The organism is Pseudomonas sp. UBA2684 (assembly GCA_002354655.1).
Lineage (GTDB): Bacteria > Pseudomonadota > Gammaproteobacteria > Pseudomonadales > Pseudomonadaceae > Aquipseudomonas.
This window is the reverse complement of sequence record DELY01000044.1, coordinates 1-9310: the sequence shown is the minus strand read 5'-3', so window position 1 is coordinate 9310 and position 9310 is coordinate 1. Positions and strand designations below refer to the sequence as shown.

The following is a 9310-nucleotide window of genomic DNA, read 5'->3' as shown; positions in this document are numbered from 1 at the left end:
GCGAGTCGCTGGCGGGGCCGCTGCAAGCCTTGCATTGCAGCGCCGCCGATCATGCCGGCGCGCCCTGGCAACTGGGCGCGCGTAATTACCTGCCGCTGGCGGATGAAGCGCTTCTGCTGAGCTGGTTCGATGGCGGCTTTGCCTTGCTCGCCGAGCGGGCCCTGGACAGTGCCTGCGAGCACCGCCTGGCTTATGGCTACAGCCGTTTCCGCCAATTGGCCGCCGATCAGCGGTACTTCTATGCGCTTGCCGCCTCGCCCGAGCGCGGCAGCGTGGTGTTGGCGATCGACCGTGCCACGCATCAAGCTCGGGTTCTCGCCGGTGCGGATTCGACCTTGCCGGCTGCGCAGGTATCGTCGCCGCAGCGCCTGCTGTTTCTCAGCGGCGGAGAAAGCTGCCATGGATTTTTCTACCCGCCGCATAACCAGCAGTATCGCGCGCCGGTCGATGAACGGCCGCCTTTGCTGGTGTTCCTGCACGGCGGACCAACCTCGGCCTGTTACCCGGTGTTCGATCCGCGTATCCAGTTCTGGACCCAGCGCGGTTTCGCCGTGGCCGATCTCAACTACCGTGGCAGCGCCGGCTACGGCCGTGCCTATCGCATGCGCCTGCACGAAGCCTGGGGCGAGATCGACGTGGAAGATGCCTGCGCGCTGGTCAGCCATCTGACCGAGCGCGGCCTGATCGATCCGGCGCGCGCTTTTATTCGCGGCGCCAGCGCCGGTGGCTACACGGCACTCTGCGCGCTGGCGTTCACTCCGGTGTTCCGCGCTGGCGCCAGTCTCTATGGGGTCAGCGACCCGCTGAGCCTGCGCCGGGTCACGCACAAGTTCGAAGCGGATTATCTGGATTGGCTGATCGGCGACCCTGTGCGGGATGCCGAGCGTTATCGGGCGCGCACGCCGTTGCTGCATGCTTCGAGGATCGAAGCGCCGGTGATTTTCTTCCAGGGTGGATTGGATACGGTGGTGCTGCCCGAGCAAACCGAAGGCATGGTCGAGGCCCTGCGTGGGCGTGGTTTGGCGGTGGAGTACCACCTATATGCCGACGAGCGTCACGGCTTTCGTCAGGCCGTGCACCTGGCCGATGCCCTGACGCGCGAACTGGCGTTTTATCGCCAGTTGCTTTAACCCGCACACAGGCCTGAACCTGCCTGGCCAGGGGCTTTGCCATCATGCGATGGTGCAATTGCATTAACCCGGGAATGCAGTAGGCTGGCCTGTGACCCTCGATAACAACAAGAACAGGCCGTTGTATGAGCCAAGTGTTAAGCCAACTGCGTAAATTCGTTTCACCGGAAATCATTTTTGGCGCCGGTTGCCGGCACAATGTCGCCAACTATGCCAGCACCTTCGGGGCGCGCAAGGTGTTGGTGGTGTCCGATCCCGGCGTGGTGGCGGCCGGCTGGGTCGCCGACGTCGAAGCCAGCCTGCAATCGCAAGGTATCGACTATTGCCTGTACACCCAGGTGTCGCCGAACCCGCGGGTGGAAGAGGTGATGCACGGCGCGGAAATCTACCGTGCGCACAACTGCAACGTGATTGTCGCGATTGGCGGCGGTAGCCCGATGGATTGCGCCAAGGGCATCGGCATCGTCGTCGCCCATGGCCGCAACATTCTTGAGTTCGAGGGCGTGGACACCATTCGCGTGCCCAGCCCGTCGCTGATCCTGATCCCGACCACGGCCGGCACCTCGGCGGATGTTTCGCAGTTCGTGATCATCTCCAACCAGCAGGAACGGATGAAATTTTCCATCGTCAGCAAGGCGGTGGTGCCGGATGTGTCGTTGATCGACCCGGAAACCACCCTGAGCATGGACCCGTTCCTCTCCGCCTGTACCGGCATCGATGCGTTGGTGCATGCCATCGAAGCGTTCGTCTCCACCGGCAGCGGGCCGCTGACCGATACCCATGCGCTGGAAGCCATGCGCCTGATCAACGGCAACCTGGTGCAGATGATCGCCAATCCGCACGAGATTGCCCTGCGCGAGAAGATCATGCTCGGCAGCATGCAGGCCGGGCTGGCGTTCTCCAACGCGATTCTCGGTGCGGTGCATGCCATGTCGCACAGCCTCGGCGGCTTTCTCGATTTGCCGCATGGCTTGTGTAATGCGGTGTTGGTCGAGCATGTGGTGGCGTTCAACTACAGCGCTGCGCCGGATCGTTTCAAGGTGATCGCCGAAACCCTTGGCATCGACTGCCGCGGCCTCAATCACAAGCAGATTTGCCAACGCCTGGTCGAACACCTGATCGCCCTCAAGCACGCTGTCGGTTTCCACGAAACCCTTGGCCTGCATGGCGTCGGTAACTCCGACATTCCCTTCCTGTCGCGGCATGCCATGGGCGACCCGTGCATTCTGACCAACCCCCGGGAGTCCAGTCAGCGCGACGTTGAGGTCGTCTATGCCGAGGCACTCTGATTCGCCGCAAAGCCAGAGCGATGCCCTGGCCGGCTTGCTGGGGTTGGGCAGCCATTCGGCGCGCAAAAGCCACTACCCAGAGCTGCTGGCGCGCCTGGAAGAGTTGGAAACCGAGCGCAACCGCTACAAATGGATGTTCGAACATGCCGTTCACGGCATCTTTCAAGCCAGCCTGCAGGAAGGCTTTCGCGCGGCCAATCCGGCTCTGGCGCGAATGCTCGGCTATGACGATCCGCAGGAAGTGCTGTGGTCGCTGACGGGGCTGGCCAGCTATCTGTTCGTCGGGGGCATCGAGGAACTGGAGCATATTCGCCAGGTGCTTGGGCGTGAGCCTGGCCTGTTTGGCTATGAAACGCAGTTGCGGCGCAAGGACGGCAGTGTCATCGACGTATTGATGAACCTGTTGCTCAAACCCGGTGAGGATGGCCTGTTCGAGGGCTTCGTCGCCGACATCACCGAGCGCAAGCAGGCGCAGCAACGTTTGCAACTGCTGAATGACGAGCTGGAGCTGCGCGTTAGCGCGCGCACTGCCGAGTTACAGGAAGCCAACCGCAACCTGCAGCAGCAAATCGTCGAGCGCGAACGCATCGAGCAGGCGTTGCGCGAAGCGCGCGATGCCGCCGAGGACGCCAACCGCAGCAAGGACAAATACCTGGCCGCGGCCAGTCACGACCTGTTGCAGCCACTCAATGCCGCGCGCCTGCTGATCTCCACGCTGCGCGAGCGCAGCTTGCCGGTAGCCGAACACAATCTGGTCGAGCGCAGCCACCAGGCACTGGAAGGCGCCGAGGATCTGCTCACCGATTTGCTGGATATCTCCAAACTGGATCAGGCGGCGATCAAACCGGATATCGATGTATATCGCCTGGATGAATTGCTCGCGCCGCTGGCCTCGGAGTTTCAACCGGTTGCGGCGGCCGAGGGGCTGGGCCTGCACGTGCGCATTGGCCATTACACGATCAGCACCGACTTCCGTCTGCTGACGCGAATTCTGCGCAACTTTCTCAGCAACGCCTGCCGCTATACCGAGCAAGGTCGCATCTTGCTGGGCGCGCGCAAGCGTGGCGAGTACCTGGAGCTGCAAGTGTGGGACAGCGGTCAGGGCATTCCCGAAGACCAGTTGGGCACGATTTTCCTCGAGTTCAACCAGTTGAACGTCGGGCGCGCCGCCGAGCGCAAAGGGGTTGGACTTGGGCTGGCGATCGTCGAGCGGATCGCGCGGATTCTCGGCTACCCGATTGCAGTCCGTTCGCAGCCAGGGCGGGGCTCGATGTTCAGCATCCAGGTGCCGCTGGCGCCGCAGCACACTGCCCACGCGCCCGCTGTCGCGTTGATGCGTACGCCGCTTGGCGATCCGCTACCGGGGCGGCGCTTATTGGTGCTGGATAACGAGCTGAGCATTTTGCACAGCATGGCCGCCCTGCTGGAGCAGTGGGGCTGCGAGGTGGTCACCGCCGTCGATCAACAGGCGGCCTTGCAGGCACTCGACGGGCGGGCGCCGGATCTGATTCTGGCGGATTTTCACCTCGACAACGGGGTGGTCGGTTGCCAGGTCGTGCAGCATTTGCGGCAGCACTTCGCCAGCGATATTCCGGCGGTGATCGTAACTGCGGATCGCAGCGATCAATGTCGCCGCGATTTGCAGCGCATGGGCGTGCCGCTGCTCAATAAACCGGTGAAGCCCGGCAAGTTGCGCGCGGTGCTCAGCCAGATGTTGCGCGACGCCCCTTTGTGAAGCCGTGCGCAGTCTGCACGCGTTTCCGCCCGCGCGTGGCGATTGTCTATGCTGTTGAGGAACCCTTGTTCAGCCTGCCGGTCTAGGCCAAGGTCAATTGAGGAGATAACTACAATGTTCAAACACTCATTTTTTCGTCGCTTGGCCGCTATTTTGGCGGTGTTCCATCTGTTGATGGTGACCCAGGTGCCAATGGCCAATGCGGCCATGATCGGTACGGCCGAGGTGCTGGCCGAGCAGCAGCAACAGATTGATCGTCAGCAGTTGCTGAGCATGCTCGATGATCAGGGCGTACAGGAAAAGCTGCAGAGCATGGGGGTTGAGCGTACGCAGGTCGAAGAGCGGATCAACAGCCTGACCAGCGCAGAGTTGGCGCAATTCAATCAGCAACTGGAAGAAGCGCCGGCAGGCGGCATTATCGGCATCATCGTGTTGTTCTTGGTGATCTTCATCATTACTGATCTACTCTGCGCTACCGACATCTTCAGTTTCGTAAAATGCATAAATCGTTGAGTTACAAACGTTTCCTTCCCCTCGCTTTAATTTTCTTGCTGGCTGCGTGCGCGAAGTCTCCGGTGTTACCACCGGAGACTTCGCGCTTGCCCGAGCGGGTTGAGCTGAGCGATGTGCCGTTTTTCGCGCAGAGTGCTTATCAGTGCGGGCCGGCGGCGCTGGCCACCATGCTCAACCAGCGCGGCGTGGTCACCAGCCCCGGCTTGCTCAAGGATCGAGTGTTCATTCCGGGCCGTGAAGGTAGCCTACAGGTTGAAATGGTTGCCGCAGCGCGGGCCCATGACATGCTGGTTTACCCCGTGGAGCCTCGCTTGGAGGCCCTGCTGGCGCAGGTTGCCGCGGGTAATCCGGTGCTGGTTCTGCAAAATCTGGCGTTTGACTGGTACCCACGCTGGCATTTCGCGGTATTGGTCGGTTATGACCGTCGCGAGCGCACCTTGATTCTGCGTTCGGGCACCACCCGTCGTTGGCTCACCGATTTCACCAGTTTCGATAAAACCTGGGCGCGTGGTGGCCGCTGGGCAGTGCTGACCTTGCCCGCGGACAAACTGCCGGTGCAGGCTGAACTGCGGCCCTGGCTCAAGGCTGCCAGCGATCTGGAAGAAACCGGCCGAACCGCGGCGGCGCAGCGTGCTTATCACACGGCGACGCAGCAGTGGCCGGGCGAGTCGCTGGGCTGGTTTGCGTTAGCCAACAGCCGTTACGCCAGTGGCGATGCCACAGGTGCCGAAACGGCCTTGCGCAAAAGCCTGGCACAGCAGCCGGATTTTGCCGCGGGTTGGTTCAACCTGTCGCAGGTGTTGGGCGAGCGCGGCTGCGGTCAGGCGGCACAACAGGCGCGCGTATGTGCCCAGCGCCTGGCGCCAGAGGAGACGCGCTTTGCCGTAGACGCCGCGCAACCCGCTGGCGCGGCGACGCAATGTGCGTTGCCGCCGGTGTGTCCATTGGCTAAGTGACGCAGGCAGGCAATAAACAACGGCGCCATCAGGCGCCGTTTTGATTTTTCCGCTTGGCCTACACCCCAAGCTTGTCGCGCAGGCTGTAGTACCAAGCGCCCATCGCGGTGAAGGGGATGCGCAGTAACTGGCCACCGGGGAACGGGTAGTGCGGCAATTCGGCGAACGCGTCGAAGCGTTCTGCCTGACCGCGCAATGCCTCCGCCAGCACCTTGCCGGCCAGGTGGGTATAGGTCACGCCGTGACCGCTGCAACCTTGCGAGTAGTAAACGTTGTCGCCGAGACGACCGACCTGCGGCAGGCGCGACAGGGTCAAGAGGAAGTTGCCGGTCCAGGCGTAGTCGATCTTCACGTCCTTCAATTGCGGGAAGGTCTTGAGCATGTTCGGCCGGATGATCGCCTCGATATTGGCCGGATCGCGCGCGCCGTAGACCACGCCGCCGCCGAAGATCAGGCGCTTGTCGCTGGTCAGACGGTAGTAGTCGAGCAGGTAGTTGCAGTCCTCGACGCAGTAATCCTGCGGTAGCAGGCTTTGCGCCAGTTCAGCGGACAGCGGCTCGGTGGTGATCACCTGGGTGCCGCAGGGCATCGATTTGGCCGACAGTTCCGGGATCAGGTTGCCCAGGTATGCGTTACCGGCGACGACTACGAACTTGGCTGTGATGCGGCCGTTAGGCGTGTGCACCACGGGGTTGGCACCGCGCTCGATACGCACGGCAGGTGACTGTTCATAGATCACCCCGCCGAGGGATTCGACCGCAGCGGCCTCGCCAAGCGCCAGGTTGAGCGGATGAATATGGCCGCCGCTCATGTCGAGCATGCCGCCGATGTAGTTATCGGTCGCCACCACTTCTCGAATGCGTTTGCCATCCAGCAGTTCTAGCTGGGTATGGCCGTAGCGTTCCCAGAGCTTTTTCTGCGCCTCCAGGTGGTTCATCTGCTTGGCAGTGATCGCCGCGAACACCCCACCGTTTTTCAAGTCGCACTGGATGTTGTACTTGGCGATGCGCTCACGAATGATCCGGCCGCCTTCGAAAGCCATCTGCCCCAGTAGCTGGGCATGCTTGGGGCCAACCGTGCGTTCGATGGTGTCGATGTCGCGGCTGTAGCTGTTGACGATCTGCCCGCCGTTGCGGCCCGAGGCACCGAAACCGACTTTGGCCGCTTCGACGATACAGACCTTAAAGCCGTTCTCCAGCAGCGATATGGCGGTGGAGAGGCCCGTGTAGCCAGCGCCAACGATGCATACGTCCGTTTCGACTTCGCCGTGTAATTCCGGGCGTGGCGGAACGGGATTGGCTGAAGCGGCGTAATAGGATTGTGGGTAAGCCGTGTGCGCCATTTTGCAACCTCTGTTCTTTATTTTTTACGAATGGTCGGATGCTACCCGAGTTGAAAATGCCCGGCTAGTGCCCTGTGCAAAATTTTAAACGTTCCTCTGAACAGTAAAAAATTCAGTTATTCAGGCAGTTAGCGGAAAAAGGGGTTGACTCTTTTTCCGCTCTCCGTAGAATGCGCACCCATCGTAGGCACGTAGCTCAGTTGGTTAGAGCACCACCTTGACATGGTGGGGGTCGTTGGTTCGAGTCCAATCGTGCCTACCAAATCGAAAGCCGCTGTTCGCGGTGCATGAGGGGCAATCCGAAAGGGTTGCCCTTTTTGTTTTCCCCTAGAAAACCTTCACAACTTACAGGCCCTTTTCACAGTGGGCAATGTGAACGTGTGTACGCATCCCCTCCATTCACACCGGTCTAGTGTGAACGTCCCTACCTAAGCTATTGATCTGCAAGGGTATAGCCCCACGTAGTGAAGGTGGTGCTCATTGCTCGCAAGCTCACAATGGCCATAGCTCTAACCAACTGAGCTACGTGCCTACGATGGGTGCAGGAGTCCCTGTGTGCTCATGCAGGGTGCCTAAGTAGTGGGCGAGAAGCACCCAAGCCTTGGGCGTGATTCTGGGGGCTTGCCTGTGTGCAGGTGGAAAATCTACAGGGGCGACTGCTGGGGGGTAGGGGAGGGGGTTATGGGTGGCTGCTTATAAGTACATTGCACCTTGAGAGTTTCTAGGAGAAATCCATGTGGTTGGCAACAGCCTTGCCCGGCTACTGCTAAGGTATGCCTCATTGCCATTAGGATGCTAGGGGGGAAGGTATGGCTTGGCGTGAGATGGTTCGGGATGGGAGCAAGTGGATAGCCGTGGCTATGGTCGTCACTGCCGTCATTTTGTATCTGGCTATCACGAAGTCTTACAGGGATTGTGTTGATGCATATCTAGAGACGGCGACTCATGAAGGGGCGGGGCGTATAGCTGTCATGACGTGCCACCTTAAAAGAAGTTGACCACTTCGGCATGACTACATACCATCTGAGCGTTATAGGGAAACGATCCTGTTCATCTGTAAAGATGAAAAATTGTAGGCTTGTGAAGCAGGCCCCGGAATGTTAGTAGTTTGATAGCTAAGCCTTAAATGGTTAGGTGGTCAGGTGAAGGCAGGATGGACTACGCCACAGTTTGTAGAGGCCCGAGAGCTAATATCGTATATCAGCACGCCAACCCCTTAGGCGAAGAAGAGTAAGGGGCGGGAACCACTACCGAATAGTTGGGCTCAGACTGGCTAAGCCTACTGAGAAGAACGGCTAGTGTGGCGACGCACTAAGCACCCGCAAAGGGCGATCAGGTATATCCTGAGCATGACTGAAGTGGTATGGCTTCAGTTATTGCTATGCACCTACTCCAAGTAAATAAATAACTATTCTATACAGCTTTAAGTGGAGAGACTGCCCTCATTCTGTCTATGTCCTTCTGAAGTTCATCATCGATCCTAGCTTCGATAGCTTTGTATCGCTCAACCTCAGATTTGCTAGGACGTCCGACAGGTCTAGAGATGCCCATAGATTTAAGAAGCTCCTTAACTGCTGTTAGATTATCTTCACTGGCAGTCTGCTTGAGAATGCTAATAGCCCTATCCTGCCAATAGAGCTTATGTTCTCTATCCCATCCTTGTTCGTTGGCATGATTCTCAAGCAGTACAAGAGAAAGCCCCCATTCTTTAGCTAGTGCTACATGAGAGCTAGCTTCTACATATTTCTGTTTTCCATTCTCTGGAATGTTCATGTGTTTGTTCCTATGAATTTAATGAAAAGAAGAGAAGCAAGAGCATGCCTGCCGGCGGCAGAAACCTGCATTAAAAGAAGAAGATCAAAAGCGAGGTATGTCGTATTGGTATTTACTAACAGACTTTCTTTGCTCTTGATCTTTTCTTTAATGCATGCTTCTAACCGCCGGAGGCATTGCTTTTGATTTTAAGAGTAACCTAGGAGGATTTCTTGGTGGTCCTCACCCTAGGCTAAGAATCTCCTAGCTAATACTCTCTCTCTCTAGATGGTGGTCTTTAGGTCGATACTTAGCATGCTGGCAGGAATGACTAGGCTTGGTAGCTTAGTAATCAGCCAAGGAGAAAGTGGATACTTTATGCTAGAGGCTTCTAGCTAAAAGTACCCAGTTATTACTTCAACCATAGTCCTACCGTTCTATGAGTAACACCCATCTTCTCAGCAATCTTGCGATTGCTAAGACCAGATGCTTTAAGTTCTTTGGCTATCTGGGAGTTATCTTCTTGTCCGCGTTTAGCATAAGACTTAGGGGGTTCTATCATGTGGCTAGTGTAGTGGTCTACTGATTCCGGA

At 58.4% G+C, this 9310-nt stretch carries 8 protein-coding genes and 1 tRNA gene; 6 read left to right on the top strand and 3 right to left on the bottom strand.

Annotation, left to right across the window (positions count from 1 at the left end):
* From B3M58_RS14555 to B3M58_RS14535, 5 genes are all read left to right on the top strand, one after another.
* A partial coding sequence (locus B3M58_RS14555) for an alpha/beta hydrolase family protein (RefSeq protein ID WP_296220145.1) occupies nucleotides 1–1130 on the top strand: 1130 nt, incomplete at its 5' end.
* A gap of 125 nt (nucleotides 1131–1255) precedes the next feature.
* Complete coding sequence (gene ercA / locus B3M58_RS14550) at nucleotides 1256–2419, top strand: alcohol dehydrogenase-like regulatory protein ErcA (protein WP_296220144.1); 1164 nt, start codon at nucleotides 1256–1258, stop codon at nucleotides 2417–2419.
* Nucleotides 2403–4154 (top strand): hybrid sensor histidine kinase/response regulator, encoded by a 1752-nt coding sequence (locus B3M58_RS14545; protein ID WP_296220143.1) that lies wholly within the window; start codon nucleotides 2403–2405, stop codon nucleotides 4152–4154. Before ercA ends, B3M58_RS14545 begins: the two co-directional genes overlap by 17 nt.
* A gap of 114 nt (nucleotides 4155–4268) precedes the next feature.
* Complete coding sequence (locus B3M58_RS14540) at nucleotides 4269–4667, top strand: PA2779 family protein (RefSeq protein ID WP_296220142.1); 399 nt, start codon at nucleotides 4269–4271, stop codon at nucleotides 4665–4667.
* On the top strand, nucleotides 4652–5623 hold the full coding sequence (locus tag B3M58_RS14535) for a PA2778 family cysteine peptidase (protein WP_296220141.1): 972 nt from the start codon (nucleotides 4652–4654) through the stop codon (nucleotides 5621–5623). Before B3M58_RS14540 ends, B3M58_RS14535 begins: the two co-directional genes overlap by 16 nt.
* Before the next feature lie 58 nt (nucleotides 5624–5681).
* Here the strand turns inward: B3M58_RS14535 and B3M58_RS14530 are convergent, their stop codons facing one another.
* Nucleotides 5682–6965, bottom strand: a complete 1284-nt coding sequence (locus B3M58_RS14530) for an NAD(P)/FAD-dependent oxidoreductase (protein WP_296220140.1) — start codon at nucleotides 6963–6965, stop codon at nucleotides 5682–5684.
* 185 nt (nucleotides 6966–7150) lie between these two features.
* Between B3M58_RS14530 and B3M58_RS14525 the strand changes: the two genes are divergently transcribed.
* Nucleotides 7151–7227, top strand: a tRNA-Val gene (locus B3M58_RS14525).
* Nucleotides 7228–8378: 1151 nt separating this feature from the next.
* Here the strand turns inward: B3M58_RS14525 and B3M58_RS14520 are convergent.
* Both B3M58_RS14520 and B3M58_RS14515 read right to left on the bottom strand, forming a co-directional pair.
* Complete coding sequence (locus tag B3M58_RS14520; RefSeq protein WP_296220139.1) at nucleotides 8379–8738, bottom strand: hypothetical protein; 360 nt, start codon at nucleotides 8736–8738, stop codon at nucleotides 8379–8381.
* Between the two features lie 391 nt (nucleotides 8739–9129).
* Nucleotides 9130–9310: helix-turn-helix domain-containing protein (locus B3M58_RS14515; protein WP_296220138.1), on the bottom strand; the 181-nt coding region annotated here is incomplete at its 5' end.

Bases quoted from the DNA above. Each gene is read 5' to 3' on its own strand.
- ercA (WP_296220144.1), top strand. From the start codon at position 1,256: ATGAGCCAAGTGTTAAGCCAACTGCGTAAATTCGTTTCACCGGAAATC.
- B3M58_RS14545 (WP_296220143.1), top strand. From the start codon at position 2,403: ATGCCGAGGCACTCTGATTCGCCGCAAAGCCAGAGCGATGCCCTGGCC.
- B3M58_RS14540 (WP_296220142.1), top strand. From the start codon at position 4,269: ATGTTCAAACACTCATTTTTTCGTCGCTTGGCCGCTATTTTGGCGGTG.
- B3M58_RS14535 (WP_296220141.1), top strand. From the start codon at position 4,652: ATGCATAAATCGTTGAGTTACAAACGTTTCCTTCCCCTCGCTTTAATT.
- B3M58_RS14530 (WP_296220140.1), bottom strand. From the start codon at position 6,965: ATGGCGCACACGGCTTACCCACAATCCTATTACGCCGCTTCAGCCAAT.
- B3M58_RS14520 (WP_296220139.1), bottom strand. From the start codon at position 8,738: ATGAACATTCCAGAGAATGGAAAACAGAAATATGTAGAAGCTAGCTCT.